We start from the raw sequence: 24,456 nt of genomic DNA, 5'->3' as shown, positions 1-24,456 counted from the left end.
CCTTACCGACCTGTCCAAGGCCACTTGATATGCTAACTATGCAAAAAATTAATAGTTGATCAGGCCGTCAAATCCACGATCCGGCCCGTCGGTTGCCCGAGCGTGTTGACGAAAGGTCGTGCATTCAAGCTGGCGCGCAGGGCATTGCCACTGGCCGCAAATTTGGCGGAAGTCGCGCTGTACATGCGCAGAAGAAAGTCCTGCGTGGCGGGCGCTACTGAAGATGTCGAAGCCCGGAGTTGGCTAATGTAAGTGGTATCTTCGAGAGTATTGCGCGCAGTTAATGTCTGCACTGCATTCTTCTTGGACTGGACTTCTTGCTCGGCCCGGTCGGTCTGCTGTTGTAGCGACTCGACTTTGTTTTCTGCGTTTTCGGCTTCGCGTTTGGCCTGTTCCAAGCGGGCGCGACTCAGGGTCGACTGGATCGACGGCGTTGCGCTGTTGGTTGCACTGATGGCCATCGGGCTTGCCTGTGAACGCTCAGGCACTCACGTTGAGGCGGGTGCCGATGGTTTGGCCTTGCCCGTTTACGACCGGTTTCTTCTCGGCTTCCTGCGCCTTGAGGGGCTTCAGTTCGGTCGCGGCAGCCTGCCTGACGGCTTCGCGCTGGATGTTTTCAGCCCGTTTGGACGCTTGTGTCTGCTCGGGTTGCTGTACCTTGGTGCGAGTAACTTCCATAGCGGCCTCCGGTGGTGAAGCCTTGATTTTAGGGAGTTACCGCCTCTTTATCAAACGATAGCTACCCTCGAAAATCGGCTAAGCAATCAGCGGGGGCTGTGTGGGCTCACGCGTTGAACTGCAAGGCGGCCAGACCCGCATAGACGCCGCCCTTGGCCACCAGCTCCGCATGGGTCCCTTGCTCGACCAATTCGCCGTGGTCGAGCACCACGATCAAATCTGCTTTTTGGACGGTCGCTAACCGGTGGGCAATCACCAATGTGGTGCGGTCGCGCATCGCGGACTCCAGGGCCGCTTGCACCATGCGTTCACTCTCGGCATCCAGCGCACTGGTGGCCTCGTCCAGCAAAAGCAGAGGCGGGTTTTTGAGCATGGCGCGAGCAATGGCAATCCGTTGGCGTTGTCCGCCAGACAAGCGCACTCCTCGCTCGCCGAGGAAGGTGTCATAACCCTCCGGCAGCGCTTCGATAAATTCATGGGCGAAGGCCGCATGGGCTGCGGCTTTGACCTCCGCATCGGTCGCGCCGGGTTTGCCGTATCGGATGTTTTCGATAGCGCTGCTCGAGAAAATCACCGCATCCTGCGGCACGATGCCTACGCGCTGTCGCAGCGCATCAAGTGACAGCTGCCGTGTTTCTGAACCGTCCAGCACAATGCTTCCGCGCTGCGGATCGTAGTAGCGCAGCAGCAGCTGAAACACGGTGCTCTTACCGGCTCCGCTGGGCCCGACAATCGCGACCGTTTGCCCGGGCAGCACGTTCAAGTGGAAGTTTTTCAGGGCTTGCTGCTGAGGGCGTGACGGGTAATGAAAGTTGACTGCTTCAAATTGAATAGCACTCCCCGCAATAGGCATGGGCGCAATCACTGGTTTAGCCGGTGAAGTAATGGGCGACTGGGTGCCCAGCAACTCCATCAAACGCTCGGTGGCGCCGGCGGCCCGCAGTAGATCCCCATACACCTCACCCAACACCGCAAATGCGCTGGCCAAAATGATCACATACACCACGGTCTGACCCAAGTGCCCGGCGGTAATGCGCCCCTCGGCCACGGCTTGGGTGCCTTGGTACAAGCCCCACAACAAAGCCGCACTGGTGGCAATGATGATGAAGGCCACCAGACCCGAGCGCATCAGGCTGCGTTTGGCGGCCGTTGCAAAGGCGTTGTCGGTCGAGCTAATGAAACGCTGGGTCTCCCGGTCTTCGGCGGTGTAGCTTTGCACCACCGGAATTGCATTGAGCACCTCCGCTGCGATGGCGCTGGAGTCCGCCACCCGGTCCTGCGAGGCGCGTGAAAGCTTGCGTACCCGCCGACCGAACCACAAACTGGGTAAAACAATCAGCACCAAAACAGCCAGCACCTGCAACATGACGACAGGGTTGGTCCACACCAGCACAGCCAACGCGCCCACCCCCATGACCGCGTTGCGCAAGCCCATGGACAGCGAAGAGCCCACTACGGTTTGCACCAGTGTGGTGTCAGCCGATAGGCGCGAGAGGACTTCGCCGGTCTGGGTGGTTTCAAAAAACTCCGGGCTCTGCCGAAGCACATGGCTGTACACCGCATTGCGCAGATCGGCGGTGACCCGTTCACCCAGCCAGCTCACCATGTAAAAGCGCGCGGCAGAAAACAGCCCCAAGGCCACAGCCACCGCAAAAAGGGCTGCAAAGTGATTGCGCAGCGCCAACACCTGGGCGCCTTTGTCTGCTTGCACCAGGCCTCCGTCGATCAAGCTGCGCAACGCCACCGGAAAGGCCAAGGTCGCCACCGCTGCCAGCACCAGAAACACCAGCGCCATGGCAATCCGCCCGTGATACGGCCTCAAGAACGGCAGCAAGCCACTCAAAGACTTGGGGTTGGTCGATTTGGGGCGTTCAGAGGTACTCATGGGCGATCAGGTAAGGGTGATGGGCCGGGCTGCAAGGCGATCCGCAGGATTAAAGCGTGTGCCGGTGAGCCGCTGAGTATTGCGCAATCTGCCGGAGAGACGCCTGAGCGGGACTTTGCGGTTTGTTTCATTTTGTTGCACATCAGTCGATGTAAGCTCATGAAAAAAATAGGAGGAACCATGGAGACTCGAAAAATGCATATCCAAGGCATGGAGGTACAGGTGGAGGGGAGCGGGCCGCGCACGGTCCTGATGTTGCATGGATGGCCAGACACCCTGGCCGTGTGGGACGGCACCGTTCGCGCCCTGCACAACAATTACCGGTGTGTGCGGTTGACGCTCCCCGGCTTCGGTGACGTCCAGGGGCGGCCCCCGGTGGTGCCCAAGCTGGATGATGTGGTGGATGCCCTGGTCGCGGTGATTCAAACCGTGAGCCCCGGCGCACCGGTCACCTTGATGCTCCATGACTGGGGTTGCATTTTTGGGTACGAGCTGGCGATGCGACACCCCCAGCGGGTGGAGGCCGTAGTCGCCATCGACATTGGGGACCACAATGCGCGGGCGTATGTCCAGTCCTTGTCGCTGAAACAGAAATTGGCGGTGGCGGCCTACCAGCTCTGGCTGGCCAAAGCCTGGATGGTGGGGCGCTACTTGCACCCCGGCCTGGGCAACCGGATGACGCGCTGGATGGCAGGCCTGATGCGCTGCCCCGTGCCGGCCCCACAGCTCAGCTGGACCATGAACTTTCCCTATGTGATGCAGTGGTTCGGCATGCGGGGGGGGCTCCGCACCCGCCCGGTGAAGCTGACCTGTCCGGTGCTGTATGTGTTCGGGGAGCGCAAACCCTTTATGTTCCATTCTCCGCGCTGGCTGCACACCCTGCGCGCCTCAGAGGATGGTGCGGCCCACGCGCTGCGCTGTGGGCATTGGGTGATGCTCGAACAACCGGAGGCCTTTCACGCCTTGGTGCTGCGATGGCTGGCCGGCCGCGAGCGGCGCAAGAGCCACCGCTCTGCCCACGAATTGCAGGTTTCAAGAGCCAAATAGGGCGGTAGTGCAGGCAAATATTGCGCTGGTTGCTACTATTTTTGCAGCAAAAATCTCTAGATTTTGAGCGGGCTGGCGTAGCCGGTCATCTCCAGATAGCCGCGGCCCACCAGTTCTGCGCTGGTGTTCCACACTTCACACAGGCCTTCCCAGTAGATCGCGCCGGTCGAGCTGCGACTGTCGAGCTCCTGGTCGTCCAGCAGGGCTTTGACCGTAAAGCTGCCGGCTGGTGTGCGCACAAGCCACTCCACGGGGTAGCTTGCGCGGCTGGCCGGGCTGGTCCATCGGCGCTGCGGGGTGAATGCAAGCTCGCCTTGTGCAAACACCTGGCGCACGCCTTGGCCACTGCGGTAGGAGCCGCCGTCCCACAGGGCCGTGTCTTGGGCCGTCCGCAGGCGAAAGGCGGTTAGCGCAGCCCCATCCAGCATGTTGATACCGATCCAGTCCCAGCCTACGGCGTTGGGGTGCAGCACCTCCTGGCTCCATTCGTGGTCCAGCCAAGCGGTGCTGCCGCTTGCCAAGGGGTACTTCTGATCCTTGAGCGTCACGTTGCCACGCACCTGCAGCTGGGGCACGCTGTAGTAGTAGCTGGCCTGCTGCGCCTGCGGGCCTTTGCGGGACAGGCCATCCACCCCCTGCAGCAGCAACGGCTGGCTGGCCTGCAACTCCAAGTCCAGCACAAAGTCAGTCGCAAGGACACGCGCCTGCAAATGCGGCCCCGACCGCTGCAAAAACCAGTCGCGAATCACTACCGCCGTGTCTTCGGTGCTGGCATGGGCCACATCGGCAGGGTTACTGCCTGCGGGCTCGCCCGACCAGCGGGCAATCCGCTGGTCATGCCAGAGCTTGCGGCCCTGCACATCGGTGACGGCTGCATGGGCAAAGAGCAGGTGGCGCGCTGCCAGGCGGGATTGCATGCCCTGTGTGGCCTCCACCCGGCTGCGAAAAAAAGTCACTTGAAAGCCCAGCAAGCGGGAGGCCTCACCCCGGTCGCCCGGCACCTGCGCATACCCAGTCACATACCACCACTCGGTTTTGAACGCGTTGTGCGAGCCCGCATCGCGCGGAAAGCGCAGGGTCGCCGGTGGCAATGCTCGTGCACCCAGCGGCAGGGATGCCAGCATCGGCGCCAGCAACAGTTGCCGCCTGAGATGGCTGAAGCGGCCGGGCGCTGAGAGGGGAATACGGTTCGGGACGGACATGCGGTGGGGGAGGGTAAGGTTTAGCGTGCAAGGGCTTGCGAGGCGGTGTCGGGCTCTTCGCCTGTGGCTTGCCGGGTGATGGCGGCCTGGGCTAACAGCCAATCGCAAAAAGCCTGGATCTCTGGCCGGCTGCTATTGCGGGCACCCACCAGCAGCCAATACACCATGGGGGTGTCAATGCGCCCGCCGGGCAACACTTCCACCAGATCGCCGCTGGCCAGGCTGTCGGCCACCAGCGGCATGCGGGCCAGCGCAATACCCTGGCCGGTGAGTGCGGCCTGGGCAATTTGGTGGGCGTAGTTAAAGTACATCCAGCGCTTGGGTTCGAGTCTCGGTTGTTGGTTCAACTCCAACCACCGCCGCCAGGTCAGCCACTCTATGTGCTGCACCCGATGGGTGTCGCTGGCTTCCAGCAAAGCGAATCGGGCCAGGTCGGCGGGCTTGCGCAGGGGCGCGCCACTCTTAAGCAGCCAGGGGCTTGCCACGGGCGTGAGTTGTTCGCCGAACAGGCGCACCGCATCGGCCCGCACACTGCCGGGCTGGGTGTAGCGGATGGCCAGGTCCACATCGCTGGTGTCGAGGTCGACCGGGTTGTCGGTAGCGTCAATCCGGATATCGATATCGGGGTACTCGGCCTGAAAGGCCTCCAGCCGCGGAATCAGCCACATCGAGGCAAACGAAGCCCAGGTCGAAATCGCCACACTTTTGCGCCCCGCCGTGCGGCGGATCTGGCGCACCGCCGCATCAATCCGCTCCAGCGAGGGCATGGCCGCACGCAGCAGTTGCCCTCCAGCGCCGGTGAGCTCGACTGCACGGGTGTGCCGTAAAAACAAGGGCACGCCGACTTCCTCTTCGAGTGATTGAATCTGCCGGCTGACGGCGCTCTGGGTCAATGCCAGCTCCTCGGCAGCCGCCCGGAAATTGAGGTGCCGCGCCACCGCCTCCAAGGCACGCAAATGACCCATGGAGATTGGGCGGGTGCGCAGGCGTATTTCGGTATTTGGGGCGATGGCATCAGACATGGAGCGGCCTCATGGCAGGAGTGATTCATGCGGTATCGGAATGAATAGCATAGCCCGAAATCATTGGACGGTACAGCAGGCCGGGCGGATCATTCAAGTGCCTGTTCACCACCCAAAGGAGTTTTTTATGCCATCCCGCGAGTCCCTGTCTTCATCGCCCGCCCTGCAATCCTGGAAGTTGCCGCACGGCCACGCGGTCACCCTGAAGCCGCGCACCGCCGGTGTGTTGCAGGTGGTCAGCGGGCGGGCGTGGGCAACGCTGGATGTGGCGCGCCACACACCGCTGGCGGACGCGGGTGACCATTTTGTTGCTCTGGGGCACGATCTGCCGCTACGCGCCGGGCAGCGCGTGGTGGTGGAGGCCTGGCCCTACCACGGGCAAGACAGTGTCCGCCTGCAATGGGTGCCCTTGCCCGAAAGCGGCGCGGCCAGCCGCTGGCAAGCCACGGTGGTGGAGCCAGCCCGCGACATCGGCGTTGGGCTGGCACTGGTGGCCCGTTCCACGTTGCGCCTGCTCGCCGGTTTGGCCGGTTTTGGCGACTACCTGGTGGCAGGCCGTGGCCGGGTGCTGCGGGGCTTGGAGTCCAACGCGCCTTGAAGCATGTGGCCCACAGCGGCTCAGGTGCTGTGGCGAATCTGCAGGGTGTAGCCCAGGTCGATAGCGCTGCTGTCAGATGGCTCGCCCTGCATCAGCCCCATCAACATGCGGGCTGCGGCATGGCCGATCTCGGCGCGCGGGGTGCGGACCGTGGTGAGCGGGGGCACCATCTGGTCGCTGCCCGTCAGGTCATTGAAGCCGGCAATCGCAACCCGCTGCGGCACCGCTACACCGGTTCGCATCGCCGCCAGCAGTGCGCCTTGGGCCAAGTCGTCGTTACAAAAAAAGATGGCATCCACCGGCGGTGTCTGCCCCATGATCTGCTCGAACATGCGGGCCCCCAGGGCCAATGACGAGGGCGCCGGGTTAAGCCACTCCAAAACCTCGTCATACAGCCCTACATCGACCAGCGCACTGCGCCAGCCCGCCAAACGCTGCAGGGTGCGCGGGTCGAGTTGTGCAGCGGCAAACGCAATCCGCCGGTAACCCTGTGCGATCAGGTGGCGCGCCATGTCCCGCCCCGCATCCCGCTGTGAAAATCCCACACAGTAGGAGCCGGCGGGTGCATCGGTAGTCATCAAGTGCACACACGGTACACCGCTTTGCGCAATCAGCAGCCGGGTGGCCTCGGTGCGCTCCAAGCCGGTCACCACCAGGCCCGCTGGGCGGTGGAGCAGCTGCTCGCGCAGCAGGGTTTCCTCTTCGCTGGGGTCGTAGTGAGTGATGCCGATCAAAGTTTGAAACCCCGCTTGCCGCAAGGTGTGTTGTAGCGCCTCCAGCAGGTCCACAAACAAGGCGTTCGACAGCATCGGGATCAGCACCGCCACATGGCTGCTCTGCCCGGAAGCGAGCGCCCGTGCCGCAGGATTGGGCACATACCCCAGCGTATCGGCCGCTGCACGCACCTTAGCCACCAGATCCGGCGCAACCGCCCGCTCACCCCGCAGCGCCCGCGACACGGTGATCGGGCTGACGCCTGCCAGTTGGGCAACATCGGACAGGGTCACACGACCAGTGGCCCGCGGGCGGAGGGGGGAGTTCATGGGCTAGGGAAACTACTGAATAGGTTTTTAAAATCTTCTCATAGGATAGCGCTATCCGACGGCACGGTGTGAAGGTAGTTACCCGTATCGTCCAGAGCCGCAAAGTGCATTGCGTTGCACGTTAGATGCGGCATTTTTTTGGTTCGAATTGGATAGCGCTATCCAAAAAATACAGAGTGATATGAATTCGATTGTCATCATGGGGGTCGCCGGTTGCGGCAAATCCAGCGTAGGGGCCCGGGTGGCCCAGGCCATTGCATGGCCGCTGGTGGAGGGCGACGACCACCACAGCGAAGCCAACCGCCACAAAATGCAGTCCGGCATTGCGCTGACGGATGCCGACCGCCAAGGCTGGCTCGCCACATTGGCCACGCAGATCACCTTGCAGCCCCAGGGCGTGGTGGTGACCTGTAGTGCCCTCAAACGCAGCTACCGCGAGCGCCTGCGGCAAGCCAGCCCGGGCTTGCGCTTCGCCTTTTTGCAGATTTCACAAACCGAGGCCCAGGCCCGGGTCACCGCCCGCGCGGCCCAACATTTTTTCAACACCGCTCTCGTGGACAACCAGTTCGCCACGCTGGAGTCCCCCGAGGGCGAAGCCGGGGTCTTGACGCTGGACGCCACCCGCTCGCTGGATGCCTTGCAAGCCGATATCTGCACGTGGCTCTTGCCTGCCAAGGAGCTTGCATGAGCCAGCACGCCGAAACTGCGGCCCCCGAGTCCACCCTGTCTGCACCGCGCCCCAGCGCCTTTGCGCGCATCACCCAAGTGCTGATGGCCACGTGCCTTGGCGTGATGGCGCTCTCGGTGTTTGTGAATGTGGTGCTCCGCTATGGCTTTGGCAGCGGTGTGGCCGCCAGCGAAGAGCTGTCCCGCTTGTTGTTTGTCTGGATGGTGTTCATTGGCGCTGCTGCGGCTTACCCGGCAGGGGAGCACATGGCATTCACCAGTTTGGTGGCTATGTTGAAGGCGCATCCGGTGCGCCTGGCCTTGGCCACCGCCTTCATCCGCGTGCTGGTTTTGCTGGCGTGCGGCATGTTGGCGCACGGGGCCTGGCAGCAGATCGTGGTGGGGTTGGACAGCTACTCGGTGGTGCTGCGCTACCCGACCGCTTTGTTGCCGATGCCTGCCTTTTTGTGTTCCTTGTCGATCGGTGCGATGGCATTGTGGGAATTGATTCAACGCACACCGCTCGACCTCGGTCATGCGGCAGAGGTGGAGTAAGGCCATGAGCAACGAAGCATTGGCGTTTGTGGTGTTCTCGGTCGGTATGCTGACCCTGATGGGCATTGGCATGAACATGGGCTTGGCACTGGTCCTGACCGGCGCCGGCATGGCCTGGGTGCTGGACTTCTGGGATACCCAGTTGCTCGCCCAGAACCTGGTGGCAGGGGTGGACAGCTTTCCGCTGCTGGCGGTGCCATTTTTCATTCTGGCCGGTGAGCTGATGAACAGCGGGGGCATCAGCCGCCGCATCATTACCATGGCGCAGGCATGGGTGGGGCACATTCGCGGTGGGCTGGGCTTTGTGGCGATCGGGGCTGCGGTGCTCATGGCCAGCATGAGCGGGTCGGCGTTGGCAGATACAGCAGCCTTGGCCACTATTCTGATGCCCATGATGCGTCAGCAGGGCTACCCGATGCACACCTCTGCCGGCTTGATTGCCTCGGGCGGCATCATCGCGCCCATCATTCCGCCGAGCATGCCGTTTGTGATTTATGGTGTGACGACCAACACCTCGATATCGTCTTTATTCCTCTCGGGCATTGTTCCTGGGCTCATCATGGGTGCCGGCTTGATCGTCGCCTGGAAGCTGGTGCTGCGCAACCTCGACCTGCCCGAGGGGCAGCCGCTGCCCCTGCGTGAGCGCTTGCAGGCCACCCTCAAGGCCTTTTGGGCGCTTTTGATGCCGATCATCATCATCGGCGGCATGAAAACCGGCGTGTTCACACCCACCGAAGCGGCTGTGGTGGCCGCGTTTTATGCCCTGGTGGTGGCGCTCTTCGTTCACCGCGAAATGCAGGTGTCCGCCGTGTATGGCGTGTTGGTGCGTGCCGCCAAAACCACCGCCATTGTCATGTTCTTGTGCGCTGGTGCCCAAGTGGCCAGCTACATGATCACCCTGGCCGATTTACCCAGCGTGCTGACGGGATGGCTGGGCCCGCTGGTAGAGAGCCCGCGCTTGCTGATGCTGGTGATGATGCTGGTTTTGGTGCTGGTTGGCACCGCCCTAGACCTGACCCCGACGATTCTGATTTTTGCGCCGGTGATGCTGCCGATTGCGGTGAAAGCCGGCATCGACCCGGTCTACTTCGGCCTGATGTTTGTGCTCAATGGCGCTATCGGGCTGATCACACCGCCTGTGGGCACGGTGCTCAATGTGGTGGCCGGGGTAGGGCGCTTGCCACTGCACCGGGTCATACAAGGGGTCAACCCCTTTTTGATCACCTATGTGCTGATTTTGTCGCTCTTTGTACTGTTCCCGCAGATGGTGACCGCGCCGGTCGCGTGGATGCGCTGAGCCCTCTTTTTTTCTTGCAACAACAACACCCACCCTGGAGACACACCATGAAAACATCCACAACCCCCATCCGTCGTGCCGTTCTGGCACTGGCCGGCGCCGCCGTGTTCAGCGCAGCGCTGCCTGCACTGGCACAAGACATCAAGCCCCGCCTGATCCGCTTCGGCTATGGGCTCAACGAGCAAAGTAACCAGGGTCGCGCTGCCAAGGTGTTTGCCGAGGCGGTCGAAAAAGCGTCGGGCGGCAAAATGAAAGTGCGCGCCATCGGTGCCGCAGCACTCGGCCCCGACACCCAAATGCAGCAGTCGCTGATCGGCGGCGCGCAGGAAATGATGGTTGGCTCCACCGCCACCCTGGTCGGCATCACCAAGGAAATGGCACTGTGGGATGCGCCCTTTTTGATCAGTAACACCAAAGAGGCCGATGCCATGTTGGATGGCCCAGTGGGCGACAAAATCCGCAACAAATTGCAAGACAAAGGCCTGGTCGGGCTGGTGTATTGGGAAAACGGTTTCCGCAACCTGACCAATAGCAAGCGCGCGATCAACAAGGTCGAAGACTTGGAGGGCATCAAGCTGCGCGTGATGCAAAACAACGTGTACCTCAACAGCTTCAAGACCTTGGGCGCAAATGCCGTTCCCATGGCGTTTTCAGAGTTGTTCAGTGCACTGGAAACCAACACCGTCGACGGCCAGGAAAATCCCTTCAACACCATTCTGTCGAGCAAGTTTTACGAAGTGCAGAAGTACGTCACAGTGACCAACCACGTCTACGCGCCGTGGATTGTGTTGGTGAGCAAGAAATGGTGGGACCAGCTCTCCAAGGACGAGCAAAAAATCCTGAGCGACGCAGCCAAACTGAGCCGCGATTTTGAACGCAAAGACACCCGCGAAGAAGCCGCCAAGGCAGTCGCCGATCTCAAGGCCAAGGGCATGCAGATCAACGAGTTACCCCCCGCAGAGGCTGCACGCATGCGCGACAAGCTGACCCGTGTGTACGCCACCATCGGTGCCGATATCGGCATGGACTTGTGGAACGAAGCCCAAGCCGAACTGGCCAAAATCCGAGGCAAAAAATAAGGGCGGGCTTACCAGTCCTCTTTGACAGCCATCACGGCATCCCGCCCCGCCGCAGCCCGCCCGGCCAGCCAGGCTGTGGCGGTGCCGGCCAGCACGACGGCCCCTGCCAGGGCCGCCAGCCGAGCCCAAGGCAGAGCCAGCTCCATGGTCCAGTGAAAGCTCTGCGGGTTCACCACGTGCACCAACACCACGGCGACTGCCAGGCCTAGCGTCACCCCCGCCAGCGCGCCCATGCTGGTCCATGCGGCGCCCTCCAGGGCCACCACTCGCAAAATTTGCTGCCGTGTCAGCCCCAGGTGCGCCAGTAGCCCGAACTCCTTGCGCCGCGCCAACACCTGCGCACTGAAGCTGGCAGCCACACCGAACAGGCCGATTCCGATGGCCACCGCCTGCAGCCAATAAGTCACCGCAAAACTGCGATCAAAAATCTTCAAGCTGATGGTCCGTATCTCGCGGGCGGAGCTGAACTCCAACAATTCACCGGCCTCGCCAGCTGGCGTACCGGCCAGTTGATCCGCCAATGCACGCATGCGGGCTTGCAGTGCGCTGGCATCGGCGCCATCGTCGAGCCAGAACGCCATGTCGTTGACGCGCGTGTCTTGGCTCAGGCGGGCAAAGTCTGCCTGATCGAGGGTGATTGCACCGGTCTGGCGCGCATAGTCCCGCCAAATGCCTGCTACAAAAAAAGGAGCTACTCCCGCTTTTCCCGCTTGGGCTACAGCCTTATTTGGCATAAAAGCGGGCTGCAGGGCTGGAAACGGTTGCCCCAGCTGCGCGCCATACAGGTCCACCATAGCCTCGCTCACATAAATCGCAATATGACCAGCCGGTACCGCACGCACATCGCCCACCAGCGGCAGATTCAGGTTGCCGCTTTGCGGGTCCCGCAAGGGGCGGGAGATCAGGGCGACCGGGGGCTGCGTGGCACTGAGCGACACGCTCAGTGTGCGTTGGGTGGTGGCGCGGGCCACGCCGGGCAGGGCAGTGGCTTGTGTCACAAAGGCCGGGTCCAGAAAGGCCGTTTCTGTGGCGCTGCCGCTGCCGGCGGTGCGCAGGTACAGGTCGGCGGGCAGCACCTGGTCCAGCCAGTCCATGACCGAGCCGCGAAAGCTCGCCACCATTACCGTCAGCGCCACCGCCAGGCTCAGCGCCGCGACCACGCCACTCACGGCGACGGCTGCACTCTCCCGCACCCGCCGGGCGCGCTCCACCGCCAGCAAGGGCAGCAAGTAGCGCGCAAACAGGGGCGCCATGCGGTCCAGCACCACGCCCACAGCGGCCGGCAGGCTCAAGATGCCGCCCAACAGCAGGGCAGCCACGCTCAGGTAGGCGGCCAGCGGCATGTCCCACACCGGAGGCAGCAGCGCCAGCACACCGCCTGCGCCCATGAGGGCCACGCCCCAGCGGGTGGCGTGGCTACGGGTGTGCGCATGGCCCAGACCTTTGAGGGTTTGTGCGGGGGGGAGTTGTTGCGCCAACCGGGCCGGGCCCCACGCCCCCAGGAGTGCGGCAGCGGTACCGAGCGCGCCAAAAATCACCGCGGCCACTGGGCTCCACTGCAGGGCAGGTGCCGCGCCGCTGAAATAACCGCCACCCAGGTCGCCTCCCAGCAGCCGCAAGGCCAAAGCGGCCAAGCCAGTGCCCAGCGCCAGACCCAGCACGCTACCCAATACCCCCAGCGCGGCAGCCTCCAGCACCACCAAGCGCAGCCGCTGTGCGCCGGTGAGGCCCAGCACCGCCAGCAGGGCAAATTGTTGTGAGCGCCGGCTCACACTAAGAGCCAGCACCGAATAGACCAAAAAGCCGCCGGTGAATAGCGCTACCAGGGCCAGCACCGTCAGGTTCACCCGGTAGGCGCGCGACAGGTTGCTGATGCGGCTCACCGCGTCGCCGGGTTCGCGCAGACTCAGGCCCTGCGGCCAATCTGCTGCACTCTGCAGGCGCTGTTGCACCGCTTGGCGGTTGGCTCCGGCGCGCAGCCGCAGGTCGAGGCGGCTGATGCGCTCACCCACCCCAAACAAGTCTTGCACTGCGGCAATGTCCATCACCGCCAAGGGGCCGCCCCCGGCAGCCACACTGCCAGCGACCCGTACGGTGCGCAGTTGCAGGCCCATTTGCAAGCGCACTGTGTTGCCCTGCAACTGTTGGCGCGCCATCGGGTTCAAAAACACGGTGTCGGGCGCGAAAAAAGCGAGCCGGTCCGGGGCAGTGCCGTCAGCATTGGCTGTGTCGTCACTTGCCAGCGGCCGGGGCAGCAAGTCCGGCGCCACTGCTGCCACTTGCAGGGTGTCGATGCCTACGACCCGCAGCAACACGCGTTGACCTCCGGTATCGGCGGGCAGGGCGTAGGTGCTGAGCTCCAGGACCGGGGAGGCCAGCGAAATATCCGGGTCCTGTTGCAAGCGGCCCCACACATCCAGCGGCACACCTTGCTGCGGGTTGGCCGGGCGCAGCTCCAGGTCGGGCTGCCCGCCCACCGACCGCACCGCCTGCGAGAACTCGTCTAGCGCAGAGGCATTGATCAGATGCACCGAAAACGCCAGCGCCACCCCCAGCATCACCGACACCACGGCCGCTGCATTGCGCCACGGATGATGGCGCAGCTCTTGCCACGAAAAAGTGCAGAGCAGGGGCCAAAGTGGGGTCCGGTGGTTCAGTTGCATGGGGCGATTGTGCGTCTGTGCCTCGCGGTTTGCCGGTGCGCCCTACAATCACAGCTTCCACCGGGGGTGTCCGTCACAGGACTGAGAAATACCCCATGTACCTGATCTGGGTTATGCCAGCGTAGGAAGCGTGAGAAGCCTGATCCCGTTGTGCGGGTGCCGGTTTTTGAATGCGACCCCCGCCGGCGCATTGAAAGAAAGCGCACCATGCCACACGGGATTTTTTCATTTTTCAAGACTACTCTGGGCGGCGCTCTGCTGGCTGCGGGCCTCACCGCAGCCCAAGCTGCCGACTTGCGGGTACTCACCCACAGCTCCTTCACCGTGCCCAAGCCTTTGCTGGCGCAGTTTGAAAAAGACAACGGCGTCAAGCTGCGCATCACCAAAGGCGGTGACGCCGGTGAAATGCTTAACAAGCTGATCCTGACCAAGGCTAACCCGATCGCTGATGTGGTGTACGGCATTGACAACGCGTTTGCCCCCAAGGCGCTGGCCGCGGGTGTCCTGGATACCAGCACCACCGCAGCCGCCAGCCGCAAACCGGTAGCCGAACTGCCGGCCCCGCTGGTGCCAGTGGACTACGGCTATGTGACCCTGAACTACGACAAAGCCTGGTTCACTAAGAACGGTGTAGCCGTGCCTAAAACACTCGATGACCTGACCCAACCCGCCTACGCCAAATTGCTGGTGGTGCAAAACCCGGCCACCAGCAGCCCCGGCTATGCGTTTTTGCTCTCCACCATCGGCGCGATGGGCGAAGACAAAGCGTTTGATTTTTGGGCCAAGCTGCGCGCAAACGGCCTGAAAGTGGCCAAGGGATGGACCGAGGCCTACTACACCGAGTTCAGCCAAAACGGCGGCAAGCACCCTATCGTGGTGAGCTATGCCACCAGCCCGGCGGCTGAAGTGTTCTACAGCAAGACCAAGCTCAATGAGCCACCTACCGCCTCCTTGAGTTTGCCGGGCGCGGTGTTCCGCCAAGTCGAAGGCGTGGCCTTGGTCAAGGGCGGTAAAGAGCGCGCTGCTGCCGAAAAGTTTGTCGAGTTCATGCGGTCCCCCGCCGTCCAAACCGCGATGCAGACCGATATGTGGATGTACCCCGCAGAGGCCGGTGTCGCCAAAGCCGACGCCTTCCGCTTTGCGCCTGAGCCCACCGCTTTTAACGCACCGTCTGACGCTGACATCGCTGCCAAGGGTAGCGACTGGGTCGCCCGCTGGACCAAGGTGGTGTTGAAGTAAGCCTGCAGCGTCCGCTGTGGTGTTGGAGATCCCTGGCCTGAAACGGCCCCGCCCTTGGGCGTGGGAGCGTTGGGCACTCGCTGCGGTGCCGCTGCTGTTTTTGGCAGTGGTGCTGGCGGCGCCCGCAGTGCGCCTGATGGTGGAGGGCGGCAGTGCCGACCTGTGGGCTCCGTGGCAAGACCCCTATTTGCGCGGGCGGCTGTGGTGGTCGCTGGCCCAAGCGGCGATTACCTGCGGCTTGGTATTGCTGATTGGCTTGCCCATGGGCTGGGTGTTGGCACGGCTCGAATTTCCCGGGCGCGGCTTGTTGTTGCGCGGCTTGATGCTGCCCTTTGTGGTGCCCACCCTCGTCGCGGCCATGGGTGTGCTGGCCTTGATGGGGCCGCGTGGCTTGCTGGCACAGTGGGGCGGGCCGGATTTGCAGGGCACACCGTGGTTGCTGCTGTTTGGCAATTTGTTTTTCAACCTGTGTGTGGTGGTGCGCGCTGCGGTGGATGCGCTTTCGCAGGTGAGCGCCGCCCGGGTAGCCGCGGCCCGCACCTTGGGGGCTACGCCGTGGCGTGCCTTTTGGCGGGTGGAGTGGCCGGCGAGTGCGCCATGGCTGGCCTCGGCCTTGTGCCTCGTGTTTTTGTATTGCTTTTCGGGTTTCGGTCTTGCGCTGGTCTTGGGCGGACAGGCCTATGCCACCGTGGAGGTCGAGATCTACACCTTGGTGGCCCATGAGCTGCAGTTGGGGCAGGCCAGTGTGTTGTCGGTCTGGATGTTGTTACTGACAGGCGCAGTTGCCCTGGGTTACGCGGCGGTGGAGCGGCGCCTGGCGACCCCTGCCCGGGCTGATGGGGTGCTGCGCCGGCCCGCACAGGGCGTGTGGCAGTGGAGCGCGGTCATGGCCGTGGTGGGTGTTTGGATGCTTATTTGTGCTGCACCCCTCATAGCCATTGCACACGGCGCTATTTTTTCAGGAGCAGATGCTTGGGGTGTGCTGTGGGAGGACGACACTTTGCTAGCCCTCTACAACACCGTACGTTTCTCGTTGTTGGCACTGGTGCTGGCCACTGTGCTGGGTGTTGCACACGCCTTGGCGGCCCGCCGGGTGCTATGGCTGCGCACCTTGGTGTTTCTGCCATTTATTGTGTCGCCGGTGATGGTGGCGTTTGGCCTGTTGCTGTTGTACCCCGAGGCCAGCGGCAGTTTCGGGGTGTTGGTGGCGGCCTACGCTTTGCTGGCGTATCCCTTCGTGGCCAAAAGCGTGGCCTCGCGCTTGGATAGCTTGCCCGCCCACTATCTGGAGGCCGCTCGCAGCCTGGGCGCCAGCCCGTGGCGCTGTTTCTGGCGGGTCACGCTCCCCTTGTTGGCGCCGGCTTTGCGCCGGGGCATGGCCTTTGCGGCTGCCACCGCCGTGGGCGAGTTTGCAGTGAGCTTGTTTTTATCGCGCCCTGAGTGGGCCACACTCACCACCTTGATTTATCAGCACCTGGGCAAGCCCGGTGCGGCGAACCTGGGTGCCGCACAGGTGCTCGCCTGTGTGCTGATGGCGCTGGCACTGTTGGCGTTTGTGTTGATTGAATGGCCCGGTGAGGAAGGTGACGCGCGTGCTTGAGTTGCAATCGATCGTGAAGGCGTGGCAGCCCCCGCACGGAAAGGCCAGGCCATTGCTGCGCGGGGTGTCTGTCAGCGTGGCTGCTGGCGAAACGGTCGCCTTGCTCGGCTCCAGCGGCAGTGGCAAGAGCACCCTGCTGCGGATTGCGGCGGGCCTGGAGGCGGCGGATGCCGGCAGCGTTTGCATGGATGGCCAAGAAATCACCGGGCTGCCCCCCGAGCGCCGGGGCTTTGCCCTGATGTTCCAGGACTTTGCCCTGTTCCCCCACCTGAATGTGCAAGACAACGTGGCCTTCGGCCTGGTGGAGCAGCGGGTACCCCGCAAAGTGGCCCGGGACGAGGCGGTAGCGATGCTGGCCCGGTTCGGTTTGTCGGCTTGCACCCATTCCAAGGTTTGGCAACTCTCGGGCGGGGAGCAGCAGCGGGTGGCGCTGGCTCGGGCCTTGATCACGCGTCCGCGTGCCTTGTTGCTCGATGAGCCTTTTTCCGCTTTGGATGCCGACCTGCGCCTGCAACTGCGCGCCGAATTCAAGGCCCATATTGCCGAGCACCGCGTGGCCACGCTGTGGGTGACCCACGACGAAGCCGAGGCCCGCGCGATGGCGGTGCGGGGTTACCGGCTGCAAGACGGTGTTTTTTGCCCGATTTGGTGAAAAAAGCCCGGGCAACAGTCCATTCGGCTCATCGAAAAAATAGTGCAGAGCCGGTATCCTCGCGTCACATTTGAAAAGGTCCCCACCATGTTTACTCCCTACCTGAAGCGCGTCGCGGTAGTTGCCGGTCTTGCAATGGCCGCTTTGTCTGCGCAAGCAACCGTGTCGCCAGCGAATACGTTCGACACCATTTACGGCGCCAATTTCACCAATTTGAGCAGTAGCTACAGCACCACTTTCTTGGGTGGAACCGTGGCCAGCTTTGCGGCCAAGATCGACGGTAGCGCCGCACGGTTTAGTTTTAAACCGGGACAAGACGGCTTTTTGGGCGTAGGGGTGTCCCCGAGCCACGGAAACGGCCGCACCCCCGGTGAAATCGATATTGGTGAAACCATTACCGGTTCTTTCTCCCGCGGTGTGCTGGTCAAAAATTTCAGCGTCGGCCTCTTGTTCAATGGCCCCGAATACGACGATGTGAAAGAAAATGCCATTGTCTCGGTTTTGTACGCTGACAACACGACTGCCAACTTCAGCTTGATTGCGACCGGGAACACGGTGGCACTTTGGAATGGCTCCAAGACGCAGGTGACCAATTTGAGCCCGGCCAGCATCAGTAAAGGCGGCGCTTGGTCGGTGGCCGACCCCTTTGGTAATAAGCTGGTGAGCCAAGTGACTTTCGGTGCGGCGACGGGCGTTCGTGGCGAGGGTAAGGGTACCAACCAGTCGGATTACACCTTGTTGAGCATTACGGCCGCGGTTCCGGAGCCGGAAACTTATGCGATGTTGCTGGCTGGTTTGCTCGCGATTGGCGCTGCAGCGCGTCGCAAGAAGTCCTCCTGATTCGCATCTGCCAACAAAAAACCACCGCGTGCGGTGGTTTTTTTTGGTCTGTACTTGAGAAAACCGTGGGTTGCTGACCCTGGCGGGCCCTTCATTGACGATTAACGGACCAGGGGCATCACACTGCCTTTGAGTACGAACGGGGGATAGATAACGCTGAACTTTTTGTACAGGTAATCGCTGCGGGTTTCCCGTTGAATGGCGGTCCTCAAGTATTTCAAAGTTCCGGCGGGCATGGAGGTGCGGGAGAGGTAGACGCCGCTTTCGCCCCAAGGCATGTCGTCCATGGGCTCCACGCGCATCGTGTCGAGCATGTCTTTCATGCGCTCGTCATCCATCAGCTCGCCATACAACGTGATCGGGGCCATGAGGGTCACATCGTTCGGATTGCTGCGAAGCCAACGGGCGACGCCTATCGGGTCCGGCTCCAGCACCAGCCGGCCCTCTGCTTGCATGGCATCAAGCAACCCCGAATAGTGGGGGCCAAAGTTAAAACCCCGCACGGCCACTAAGCGGACGTTGCGTTGCTTGAGCAATTCAGAGCTGTTGGTGAACGCCTTTCTTTCCGCGCTGCCGAAAGAAATGATGGTGGCGCGGTTGCGCACCATAGGGATGAAAATACCGGCGGCGTCGCGCTCCGGCGACTGTGTGACAGCGAGCATCACATCCGCTTGGCCCACCTCAAACAAGCGCTCCTGTCGGGCCCGTGGTACGGGGCTGAACACAAAAGTGCATTTGCTTTTGCTGGAAATCGCGTCGAGCAGGTCTTTGTAAATTCCGCCGACCCGTTCGCCGTTGACGGTCAGGCTCTGGCCGGTCGAGGACACGGGGACTTGCAGCTTGCGCTCGCATGCGGCCGTGGCCACGGTGCTTGCCATGAGGCCTAGGGCAACCAGCAGCGAGCTACGAATCCTGGGGGCGGGCAAGTTCACAGTGGTGCGTCTGGCGACGTAGGGCAAGTTGTAACAAACAGTCTAGCGCAGGCGCCTTGCTTTGTCAGCCTTGCTGGTGACGTATCCCGTCGTGATGCAAGTGCAACACTCGGTCTGCATGCTCCGTGGCCGCCATGGAGTGCGTGACCAGCACCAGGGCGCTACCATGTTGGCGGCACTGGGTGACCAGGGCTTGCATGACCTTAGCCGCTGTCGTGGGGTCGAGGTTGCCTGTGGGCTCATCGGCCAGAATCAATGCAGGTTGGTGCACCAGCGCGCGTGCGATAGCCACCCGTTGCAACTGCCCACCGCTGAGCTGTTGGGGCAAACGCGCGCCGAGCTCGCCCAGCCCGACTGCGTCCAGCAAGGTCTGCACCCGCTCTGGCTCCTGGCGGCCGAGCAGCATCAGCGGCAAGGCCACGTTTTGCGCCACATCCAGATGCGGCAGCACATGAAAGGCCTGGAACACAAAGCCCACCTTGTCCCGCCGGAGCAGGGCCCGTTGGTCGTCATTCAGTCGCCCGAGGTCGTGCCCGGCCAGGTGCACGGTGCCGTGGTCCCAGCTGTCGAGCCCGGCCATGCAGTTGAGTAGGGTGGATTTGCCAACCCCGGACTCACCCACAATGGCCACAAACTCGCCGGGTGCAACATCCAGGTTCACATGGGCAAACACCGGGGTGCTCCCGTAGTGTTTGCCGACATCACGCAATTGCAAGGTCATGAAGCGGCCCGCTGTTGAAGGGTGGTGCGCACGGCGTGCAGCAAGGCGTTTTGGGCGCCGGCTTGGTCGCAGGCAATCACTTGGCGGCGCGGCATGGAGCGCAGCCAGGTGATTTGCCGCTTGGCGAGTTGGCGGGTGGCGAAGATGCCTTTGTCACGCAGCTCTGCCATCGGGGAGACGCCGGTCAGCGCCTCCCAAGCCTGGCGGTAGCCTACGCAGCGCATGCTGGGCAAGTCGGGGTGGAGGTCGCCGCGCGCCATGAGCGCTTTCACCTCGTCCAGAAAGCCGCCTTGCAGCATCAGGTCAAACCGCTGGGCAATGCGGCCGTGCAACCAGGTGCGGTCGGCGGGTTCTAAGGAAAAAAGGGTGCTGGCGCCCGTATTATCTGCGCGAGCCGCTTCTTTTTTGATAGCGTCTTGCTGGGCGTGGAAGTACGACAAGGGTTGCCCCGAAACGCGGTAGACCTCTAGCGCGCGCTGAATGCGCTGGCTGTCCGCCGGTGCCAGGCGGGCAGCGGTTACCGGGTCCACGGCGGCCAGTTGGGCGTGCATAGCCGGCCAGCCCAAGGTCGCAGCTTCGGCCTCCAGGACGGCGCGGATCTCGGGGCTGGCTGCGGGCATGTCATCGAGACCGTCAAACAAGGCCTTGAAGTACAGCATGGTGCCGCCCACCAGCAGGGGCAGCTTGCCGCGGGTGCTGATGTCGGTGATGAGCGTCTTGGCGTCTTTCACGAACTCGGCGGCGCTGTAGGTATGCAGCGGGTCGCGGATGTTGATCAGGTGGTGCGGCACCGCGGCCAGCTCATGGGCCTCGGGTTTGGCGGTGCCGATGTCCATCCCCTGATAGACCAGAGCCGAATCCACGCTTATGATCTCGGCCGGATGCTCTGCAGCAATCGCCAGCGCGGCAGCGGTTTTACCGGCTGCGGTGGGGCCGGCCAGGCACAGGTAAAAGGGCAAAGGGGTGCTCATGCCTTCGCTCCTTCGGGTAAGCGTGCGAGAGTGACCCGGCGCAGCAGAATCAGCAGTCCGACAGCAGCTACCGTGAGCCCGACCACCAGGGCAATCCAGAAACCCTGCGCTCCCATGCCTTGGGCCGGCCGCCATGGCAGCCACTCCGGGGCTAGGCCCAGCACGCAACCCAGCGGCAGCGAGAAGCCCCAAAACGCCGTGAGGTGAATCACCATGGGGCTGCGGGTGACCTTGTAGCCACGGATGGCGCTACTGATGACCACTTGAGCCGAGTCCGACAACTGAAACACCGCCGCCAGGAACAGCAGCTGCGCAGCCACAGCGGCCACTGCGGCATCGTTGGTGTAGAGCCAGGCAATCTGGTGGGCCCCGGCTGCCATGCCGATGGCAGACACCACGCCGAAAGCGAGGCCCGCTTTGACACCTAACCAAGCCCTGAAGCGCGCAGCCACGGGGTCCCCGGCCCCTAGGCTCTGGCCCACCCGGGTAAGCAGGGCAATGCCCATGCTCAGCGGAATCATGAACACCAGCGACGTGAAGTTGAGTGCAATCTGGTGGGCGGCCACTTCGCGGCTGCCGAAGCCTGCAATCAACAAGGCAATCAGCCCGAAAGCACTGGTTTCGGCAAAGTAGGTCACCCCGATCGGAAAGCCCAGCTTCCACAGCGCCAGCAGCTTGGCGGGGTGCGGCCCTTCCCATTCGGCAAACGGCCAGGTGCTGCGGTAGGCCGGTGCGATGCGCATCCACAGCAGCAACCCGCCGAAGTTGAACCACACGCACAGCAAAGTCGCCCAGGCACACCCCAGGCCGCCCAGCCGCGGGAAGGGGCCCACGCCAAACACCAGCAGCCAGTTCACCACGATGTTGAGCAGCAGGGCCGCCACCGACATCACCATCAGCGGTTTGGTCTGGTTCAGGCTGGCGCTATATCCGTACAGCACCCGGTAGCAGGCAAAGGCCGGCAGGGCAAAGCTGATGATCAGCACAAACCCCGTAGCAACTTCGTGCACATGGGGCTCGATGTCCATGTGGTCAAACACTTGGGTAGACAACTGGGCGAGCACCATGGCCACCAAGCCCACGCCCAGAGCCTTCCACATGCCCTGGCGCACCAGGTGGGGCACTTGGGTGAACTCGCGGGCGCCTACATGGTGGGCGACCATCGGGGCTACCGACATCATCAACCCCATGAGGGTAATGATGATGATGTTCCAGATCGACACCCCGAGCGAAATGCCCGCCAGATCGTGGGCCGAGGCGTGACCGGCCATGGCCACATCGACCACCGACATGCCCACATTGGCCAGCTGGCCGATCAGGATGGGCCATGCCAACGCCCACAGGGCGGCCAGTTCGGTGCGGGTATGTATGCGGGGGAGGGCCGTGGGTGGCGGAAGGGGGCTTGCAGCGGGAGCGGTCATGTGGCGCCCATTTTACGGGGCACCCCCTGCTGCGCGGTGACCCGCAAGAGTGGCCCTGCAGTGCGCTCGACCCGCGTGCGGCACCGCCAAAAAAAACAGCGCCGAAGCGCTGTTTTTGTAGTGGCCGAGGCCTTTTATTTGCTGTCGCGAGCGGCCACCGCAGTGTCCGGGAAGTCGCTGAACAAGCCATCCACACCGAGGGCATAGAAGCGCTTGTATTCGGCTTTGGGGTCGCCCTTGTAGTCGGACAGCAGGCCGGGGGCTTCGCTGCGGAAGGTGTAGGCGTGCACAAACAAGCCTGCGGCGTGGGCATTTTTCAACACGTCGGTGGGTGGCAGGGCCACGCGGTCGTTGTCGGTGATCTTGCCGTCGCCGTTCAGGTCGCGCGGCTTGCCGTCGGCACCCAGCACATGGGCGGCGCTGGCCAGGTAGGGCTTCCAGGGGCCGATGCCGTCAGCATAGGTTTTGACTTCAGCCAGCCCTTTGGGGGTCAGCAGGTCGGGGAAGGTGCGGCTGTCTTTGGCTACTGCAAAGTCGTAGGGCTTATCGAACGGGGCGACCAGGGTCACGTTGCCTTTGGAGTCGACATCGTCAGCGTCCACCAACTGCACCAGGCGGACCTGGGTGAGTTTGCGCAGGGCCTTGAGGTTAGAGACTTCAAACGACTGGATGATGACCGGGGAGTCTTTTTTGGTGTAACCGTATTCGGCCAGCAGGGCCAGCAAGCGTGGCTCGATCGGCAGGCCGGCATCCACGTGGTAAGTGGGGTGCTTGGTCTCGGGGTAAACGCCGATGGTGCGGCCAGTGCGGGCGGACTCCGACTTGGCGAGGTCCAGAATTTCGCGGAAAGTGGGGATCTGGAACTGGCCGTCAAACGACTTGTCGCGCGCAACGTTGGGCTGCTTGGCGCGCAAGGTGCGCAGCTCGGCCAGGGTGAAGTCGGTGGCAAACCAGCCGGTTTCGTTCACGCCGTCTACCTTGCGCGTGGTCTTGCGGCTGGCGAACTCGGGGCGTGCCGACACATCGGTAGTGGCGGTGATATTGGGTTCATGGCGGGCAATCAACTCGCCGTCTTTGGTGACCACCAAATCGGGCTCAATGAAATCGGCACCCATGTCGACGGCCTTTTTGTAGGCGGCCAAGGTGTGCTCGGGTAAATGCCCGCTCGCGCCGCGGTGGCCGATGACCAGCGGCTTGGCGCCGTTCAAAGTGGGGTAGGCGGAGCTTGGTGTGCCGAGAGTGCTGCAGGCAGCCAACAAAGTAGCGATCGAAACGGCGACAGCCTTGGATGCAAAACGCATGGTTTTCATGGGGGCCCTCATGGTGAAAATAAGTAACCCGAGATCATGGTGCGCCCGGATGACTGTTGCGTGACAGAGCTCAGGGTTTGGCGTTGGCCAAGTCCAGCCAGCGTTGCAGCGGGTTGAATCCGGTGATGAGCGCACTGGCCAACAACACCAGGCTGCCACCCACCAGCAAGCCGTGACCCAGCTCTTCGCCCAAAAACAAGTGCCCCCACAGCACCCCGAAGACGGGCACCATGAAGATGGGGCTCATGGCGGCCACGGGCGTCACATGGCGCAGGATGCGCAGATGTGCCCAGTAGGCTAAGCCAGATGTCACGATGCCCATGGCAGCTACGGCCGCCAAAGCGGTCCAACTGAAATGCGCCGAAGGCAGGGTGTATGCAGCCCCCGGCAAGACCATGAGCAGCGACAAGGCGTGAATGCCGGCTGCAATTTGTACGGGTTGCATCTCACCGACTGCGCGCTTGGTAATGGGGGCAGACAAGCCATAACAGGCCGAGGCTGTAACGCAGGCCAAAACCGCCATTACCACTTTGAAAGAGGGCTCTACCGGCCCCAGGCTCACGATGAGTGCCACCCCTGCAAATCCGCACGCGCAGCCCAGCAGCTTTTTGAGGGTGATGGTGTCCTCACCCATGCGGGCCGAGGCAAACATACCAAATATGACCGCAGTCGAATTGAGCAAGGCGCTGTAGCCCGCAGGCAACTGCAGGCCCGCCCACGCAAACAGCAAAAAAGGCATGGCGACTGACAGTGCCCCGATGACTGCCAGGGTGCGCCACTGGCGCCATGCCCAGCGCTGGCGCAGCAGCCGCATCAGTACCGCCAGGGTCAAAGTGGCCAGGGCCACCCGCAAAAAAGGCCAGCAGGTTGGGCCCGAACACCGGGCTTGCAATGCGGATAAAGAGAAAAGACGCACCCCACAAAGCGGAGAGGCAGACGAGTTGGAAGAAAAAACGGGCTCGCATAGATGCATCCATTGTGAGCCTATTGACACAGGTCGAAGTCGCTGAAGGTGACACCTTGCCCACCGCCTGT

Annotated in this window: 23 protein-coding genes and 1 riboswitch; of the genes, 10 read left to right on the top strand and 13 right to left on the bottom strand. The window is 62.6% G+C overall.

What is annotated here, in order from left to right; genetic code table 11:
- Nucleotides 1-59: 59 nt before the first annotated feature.
- The 3 genes from U5L73_RS14115 to U5L73_RS14105 form a co-directional block, all read right to left on the bottom strand.
- Complete coding sequence (locus tag U5L73_RS14115) at nt 60-461, bottom strand: hypothetical protein (protein WP_322562938.1); 402 nt, start codon at nt 459-461, stop codon at nt 60-62.
- 19 nt (nt 462-480) lie between these two features.
- Nucleotides 481-678: a hypothetical protein gene (locus U5L73_RS14110; protein WP_322562937.1), complete on the bottom strand. Its 198-nt coding sequence runs from the start codon at nt 676-678 to the stop codon at nt 481-483.
- A gap of 106 nt (nt 679-784) precedes the next feature.
- Nucleotides 785-2,563: an ABC transporter transmembrane domain-containing protein gene (locus tag U5L73_RS14105; RefSeq protein WP_322562936.1), complete on the bottom strand. Its 1,779-nt coding sequence runs from the start codon at nt 2,561-2,563 to the stop codon at nt 785-787.
- 180 nt (nt 2,564-2,743) lie between these two features.
- On the opposite strand from U5L73_RS14105, the gene U5L73_RS14100 reads away from it, so the two are divergent.
- On the top strand, nt 2,744-3,610 hold the full coding sequence (locus U5L73_RS14100; protein WP_322562935.1) for an alpha/beta hydrolase: 867 nt from the start codon (nt 2,744-2,746) through the stop codon (nt 3,608-3,610).
- Between the two features lie 56 nt (nt 3,611-3,666).
- Here the strand turns inward: U5L73_RS14100 and U5L73_RS14095 are convergent, their stop codons facing one another.
- Nucleotides 3,667-4,812 carry a carotenoid 1,2-hydratase gene (locus U5L73_RS14095; protein ID WP_322562934.1) on the bottom strand — a complete coding sequence of 382 codons (1,146 nt, stop codon included), beginning with the start codon at nt 4,810-4,812 and terminating at the stop codon, nt 3,667-3,669.
- Nucleotides 4,813-4,832: 20 nt separating this feature from the next.
- Complete coding sequence (locus tag U5L73_RS14090) at nt 4,833-5,834, bottom strand: LysR substrate-binding domain-containing protein (RefSeq protein ID WP_322562933.1); 1,002 nt, start codon at nt 5,832-5,834, stop codon at nt 4,833-4,835.
- 127 nt (nt 5,835-5,961) lie between these two features.
- Between U5L73_RS14090 and U5L73_RS14085 the strand changes: the two genes are divergently transcribed.
- On the top strand, nt 5,962-6,432 hold the full coding sequence (locus U5L73_RS14085; RefSeq protein WP_322562932.1) for a DUF2917 domain-containing protein: 471 nt from the start codon (nt 5,962-5,964) through the stop codon (nt 6,430-6,432).
- Nucleotides 6,433-6,452: 20 nt separating this feature from the next.
- Here the strand turns inward: U5L73_RS14085 and U5L73_RS14080 are convergent, their stop codons facing one another.
- Nucleotides 6,453-7,475, bottom strand: coding sequence for a LacI family DNA-binding transcriptional regulator (locus U5L73_RS14080; protein ID WP_322562931.1), 1,023 nt, complete (start codon nt 7,473-7,475; stop codon nt 6,453-6,455).
- A 181-nt stretch (nt 7,476-7,656) separates the two neighbouring features.
- Here U5L73_RS14080 and U5L73_RS14075 point away from each other — a divergent pair, with 181 nt between their 5' ends.
- The 4 genes from U5L73_RS14075 to U5L73_RS14060 are packed head-to-tail and all read left to right on the top strand — an operon-like array spanning nt 7,657 to nt 11,072.
- A complete protein-coding gene (locus U5L73_RS14075) occupies nt 7,657-8,163 on the top strand; it encodes a gluconokinase (RefSeq protein WP_322562930.1) in 507 nt (168 codons plus the stop codon).
- Nucleotides 8,160-8,696 (top strand): TRAP transporter small permease subunit, encoded by a 537-nt coding sequence (locus tag U5L73_RS14070; protein WP_322562929.1) that lies wholly within the window; start codon nt 8,160-8,162, stop codon nt 8,694-8,696. Before U5L73_RS14075 ends, U5L73_RS14070 begins: the two co-directional genes overlap by 4 nt.
- Nucleotides 8,697-8,700: 4 nt before the next feature.
- Nucleotides 8,701-9,993, top strand: a complete 1,293-nt coding sequence (locus tag U5L73_RS14065) for a TRAP transporter large permease subunit (protein ID WP_322562928.1) — start codon at nt 8,701-8,703, stop codon at nt 9,991-9,993.
- 47 nt (nt 9,994-10,040) lie between these two features.
- Nucleotides 10,041-11,072, top strand: a complete 1,032-nt coding sequence (locus U5L73_RS14060) for a TRAP transporter substrate-binding protein (protein ID WP_322562927.1) — start codon at nt 10,041-10,043, stop codon at nt 11,070-11,072.
- Between the two features lie 8 nt (nt 11,073-11,080).
- Here the strand turns inward: U5L73_RS14060 and U5L73_RS14055 are convergent, their stop codons facing one another.
- Complete coding sequence (locus U5L73_RS14055; protein WP_322562926.1) at nt 11,081-13,735, bottom strand: FtsX-like permease family protein; 2,655 nt, start codon at nt 13,733-13,735, stop codon at nt 11,081-11,083.
- 52 nt (nt 13,736-13,787) lie between these two features.
- A riboswitch (TPP riboswitch) is annotated at nt 13,788-13,881 on the top strand.
- 61 nt (nt 13,882-13,942) lie between these two features.
- Here U5L73_RS14055 and U5L73_RS14050 point away from each other — a divergent pair.
- The 4 genes from U5L73_RS14050 to U5L73_RS14035 all read left to right on the top strand — a co-directional run bounded on the left by U5L73_RS14050 (nt 13,943) and on the right by U5L73_RS14035 (nt 18,066).
- Nucleotides 13,943-14,974: a thiamine ABC transporter substrate-binding protein gene (locus U5L73_RS14050; RefSeq protein ID WP_322562925.1), complete on the top strand. Its 1,032-nt coding sequence runs from the start codon at nt 13,943-13,945 to the stop codon at nt 14,972-14,974.
- A 19-nt stretch (nt 14,975-14,993) separates the two neighbouring features.
- Nucleotides 14,994-16,574 carry an iron ABC transporter permease gene (locus U5L73_RS14045; protein WP_322562924.1) on the top strand — a complete coding sequence of 527 codons (1,581 nt, stop codon included), beginning with the start codon at nt 14,994-14,996 and terminating at the stop codon, nt 16,572-16,574.
- The gene (locus U5L73_RS14040) at nt 16,567-17,226 is read left to right on the top strand and encodes an ABC transporter ATP-binding protein (RefSeq protein WP_322562923.1); all 660 of its coding nucleotides are present in this window, start codon (nt 16,567-16,569) and stop codon (nt 17,224-17,226) included. Before U5L73_RS14045 ends, U5L73_RS14040 begins: the two co-directional genes overlap by 8 nt.
- Before the next feature lie 87 nt (nt 17,227-17,313).
- Nucleotides 17,314-18,066 carry a PEP-CTERM sorting domain-containing protein gene (locus U5L73_RS14035; RefSeq protein ID WP_322562922.1) on the top strand — a complete coding sequence of 251 codons (753 nt, stop codon included), beginning with the start codon at nt 17,314-17,316 and terminating at the stop codon, nt 18,064-18,066.
- A 101-nt stretch (nt 18,067-18,167) separates the two neighbouring features.
- Here U5L73_RS14035 and U5L73_RS14030 read toward each other — a convergent pair whose 3' ends face one another.
- The 6 genes from U5L73_RS14030 to U5L73_RS14005 form a co-directional block, all read right to left on the bottom strand.
- Nucleotides 18,168-18,944, bottom strand: coding sequence for a hypothetical protein (locus tag U5L73_RS14030; protein ID WP_322562921.1), 777 nt, complete (start codon nt 18,942-18,944; stop codon nt 18,168-18,170).
- A gap of 118 nt (nt 18,945-19,062) precedes the next feature.
- Nucleotides 19,063-19,719: an ABC transporter ATP-binding protein gene (locus U5L73_RS14025; protein WP_322562920.1), complete on the bottom strand. Its 657-nt coding sequence runs from the start codon at nt 19,717-19,719 to the stop codon at nt 19,063-19,065.
- The gene (gene miaA / locus U5L73_RS14020) at nt 19,716-20,690 is read right to left on the bottom strand and encodes a tRNA (adenosine(37)-N6)-dimethylallyltransferase MiaA (protein ID WP_322562919.1); all 975 of its coding nucleotides are present in this window, start codon (nt 20,688-20,690) and stop codon (nt 19,716-19,718) included. The genes U5L73_RS14025 and miaA overlap by 4 nt, the downstream gene beginning before the upstream one ends.
- Entirely contained in the window at nt 20,687-22,111 is a 1,425-nt protein-coding gene (locus tag U5L73_RS14015) for an MATE family efflux transporter (RefSeq protein ID WP_322562918.1), read from the bottom strand. The genes miaA and U5L73_RS14015 overlap by 4 nt, the downstream gene beginning before the upstream one ends.
- A gap of 134 nt (nt 22,112-22,245) precedes the next feature.
- Nucleotides 22,246-23,421, bottom strand: coding sequence for a glycerophosphodiester phosphodiesterase (locus U5L73_RS14010; RefSeq protein ID WP_416221317.1), 1,176 nt, complete (start codon nt 23,419-23,421; stop codon nt 22,246-22,248).
- Nucleotides 23,422-23,491: 70 nt separating this feature from the next.
- Nucleotides 23,492-24,253, bottom strand: a complete 762-nt coding sequence (locus tag U5L73_RS14005; protein ID WP_322562917.1) for a DMT family transporter — start codon at nt 24,251-24,253, stop codon at nt 23,492-23,494.
- Between the last annotated feature and the right edge of the window lie 203 nt (nt 24,254-24,456).

The sequence above is a fragment of the Rhodoferax sp. genome (genome assembly GCF_034520025.1).
Taxonomy (GTDB): domain Bacteria; phylum Pseudomonadota; class Gammaproteobacteria; order Burkholderiales; family Burkholderiaceae_C; genus Allorhodoferax.
The sequence above is the reverse complement of the archived record's forward strand: the minus strand, read 5'-3'. Positions and strand labels throughout refer to the sequence as shown.

Coding starts and splice junctions, on each gene's coding strand:
- U5L73_RS14050 (WP_322562925.1), top strand. CDS start 13,943: ATGCCACACGGGATTTTTTCATTTTTCAAGACTACTCTGGGCGGCGCT.
- U5L73_RS14085 (WP_322562932.1), top strand. CDS start 5,962: ATGCCATCCCGCGAGTCCCTGTCTTCATCGCCCGCCCTGCAATCCTGG.
- U5L73_RS14090 (WP_322562933.1), bottom strand. CDS start 5,834: ATGTCTGATGCCATCGCCCCAAATACCGAAATACGCCTGCGCACCCGC.
- U5L73_RS14105 (WP_322562936.1), bottom strand. CDS start 2,563: ATGAGTACCTCTGAACGCCCCAAATCGACCAACCCCAAGTCTTTGAGT.
- U5L73_RS14070 (WP_322562929.1), top strand. CDS start 8,160: ATGAGCCAGCACGCCGAAACTGCGGCCCCCGAGTCCACCCTGTCTGCA.
- U5L73_RS14060 (WP_322562927.1), top strand. CDS start 10,041: ATGAAAACATCCACAACCCCCATCCGTCGTGCCGTTCTGGCACTGGCC.
- U5L73_RS14100 (WP_322562935.1), top strand. CDS start 2,744: ATGGAGACTCGAAAAATGCATATCCAAGGCATGGAGGTACAGGTGGAG.
- U5L73_RS14115 (WP_322562938.1), bottom strand. CDS start 461: ATGGCCATCAGTGCAACCAACAGCGCAACGCCGTCGATCCAGTCGACC.
- U5L73_RS14055 (WP_322562926.1), bottom strand. CDS start 13,735: ATGCAACTGAACCACCGGACCCCACTTTGGCCCCTGCTCTGCACTTTT.
- miaA (WP_322562919.1), bottom strand. CDS start 20,690: ATGAGCACCCCTTTGCCCTTTTACCTGTGCCTGGCCGGCCCCACCGCA.
- U5L73_RS14015 (WP_322562918.1), bottom strand. CDS start 22,111: ATGACCGCTCCCGCTGCAAGCCCCCTTCCGCCACCCACGGCCCTCCCC.
- U5L73_RS14010 (WP_416221317.1), bottom strand. CDS start 23,421: ATGAAAACCATGCGTTTTGCATCCAAGGCTGTCGCCGTTTCGATCGCT.
- U5L73_RS14095 (WP_322562934.1), bottom strand. CDS start 4,812: ATGTCCGTCCCGAACCGTATTCCCCTCTCAGCGCCCGGCCGCTTCAGC.
- U5L73_RS14025 (WP_322562920.1), bottom strand. CDS start 19,719: ATGACCTTGCAATTGCGTGATGTCGGCAAACACTACGGGAGCACCCCG.
- U5L73_RS14080 (WP_322562931.1), bottom strand. CDS start 7,475: ATGAACTCCCCCCTCCGCCCGCGGGCCACTGGTCGTGTGACCCTGTCC.
- U5L73_RS14030 (WP_322562921.1), bottom strand. CDS start 18,944: ATGGCAAGCACCGTGGCCACGGCCGCATGCGAGCGCAAGCTGCAAGTC.
- U5L73_RS14075 (WP_322562930.1), top strand. CDS start 7,657: ATGAATTCGATTGTCATCATGGGGGTCGCCGGTTGCGGCAAATCCAGC.
- U5L73_RS14065 (WP_322562928.1), top strand. CDS start 8,701: ATGAGCAACGAAGCATTGGCGTTTGTGGTGTTCTCGGTCGGTATGCTG.
- U5L73_RS14110 (WP_322562937.1), bottom strand. CDS start 678: ATGGAAGTTACTCGCACCAAGGTACAGCAACCCGAGCAGACACAAGCG.
- U5L73_RS14035 (WP_322562922.1), top strand. CDS start 17,314: ATGTTTACTCCCTACCTGAAGCGCGTCGCGGTAGTTGCCGGTCTTGCA.